The organism is Longibaculum muris, from assembly GCF_004343035.1.
Lineage (GTDB): Bacteria > Bacillota_I > Bacilli_A > Erysipelotrichales > Coprobacillaceae > Longibaculum > Longibaculum muris.
Genome location: NZ_SMCQ01000054.1, coordinates 1 through 1,280 on the forward strand (window position 1 = coordinate 1; position 1,280 = coordinate 1,280).

The 1,280-nt window shown below is 29.3% G+C and carries 1 protein-coding gene; it reads left to right on the plus strand.

Annotation, left to right across the window (positions count from 1 at the left end; all coding sequences use genetic code 11):
• Positions 1 to 86 precede the first annotated feature (86 nt).
• Positions 87 to 1,280: transposase (locus EDD60_RS15990; RefSeq protein ID WP_132226561.1), on the plus strand; the 1,194-nt coding region annotated here is incomplete at its 3' end.

A 1,280-nucleotide genomic window follows, 5' to 3' on the forward strand; every position in this document is an offset into this window, starting at 1 on the left:
GGCTGTAACGAGTAAATAAACATGTTATAGTTTCATATTACGCAAAAAGCGCTCATTTGAGCGCTTTTTTTGGTATAATTTAGTCGATGAAAACAAATATATACGAGACATATTATAACGCATATCAACCTTATATGCTACTAGATTTTAACTTATCTTTTGATAGTGATATCCCTCATGATGATATTTGTAGAACTGTTCTTGAAGTTACGGAAAGGATTAATTTGTGTAAATATGTTGACTTCTCTAATAGAAATTCTCATGGGTATGATGCTTTTATGATGTTCAATCTTGTTATCCTAGCTAAAGCTCTTTTTGGTTATGCTTCTACCAGAGACCTCGAAAAGCTTTGTCAGACTGATATCAGATTTATGTTTATCGCTAAAAATCAAAAACCTTCTCATCAGTCTTTTCATAGATTTATTCATGATGATCTGACTATGAATATTGAAGATATTTTTTATGATATCAATAAGTATCTTGAATCAAATATGGATATTGATACTGATGTCTTATGTATTGATGGGACTAAATATGAAGCCAATGCCAATAAGAATACTTTTATCTGGCGTGCCAATACTGTTAGAAATAGAACGAAAAGATGGAAACGAACACTTAATTGTATTCATAAAATAAACAATTATTTTTCTAGTGTCAATATATCAACTCGATATTCATTATTAAAAGAACCAAGCATTGATTATCTTTTAACTATCAGTGAAAGATTAGAAAAATATATGCTGGATCAGAATATACAGATGGTGCATGGAAAAGGATGCAGAAAGCCAGCTATCCAAAAACTATATGAGGAATTAAAAGAAAATGCTTTAAAGATGTGGGAATATGCTATTCATATGGATATGTTACAAAACCGTAATAGTTGTTCTAAAACAGATCCTGATGCAACATTCATGCATATGAAATACGATTACTATAATCATACAAATGTATTTAAGCCAGGATATAATATCCAATTTGGGATAAGTGATGGGATAATAAGAAACATATATATTAGTAGTGATGGAAATGATTTGAAAACATATATACCATTTATGAAAAAATATAAAGAAGCATATGGAAAGCTACCAAAAAGAACACCAGCAGATGCAGGATATGGAAGTTATGATAATTATAGTTACTGTAAAGAAAATAATATCGAGCTATATATGAAGTATTCAGGATATTATAAAGAGAAAGAAAAAGTAACAGAAAAAAACAGATACAAATCAATACACTTTATCAAAGATGATGAAGGAAATTATATATGTCCAGCTGGACAT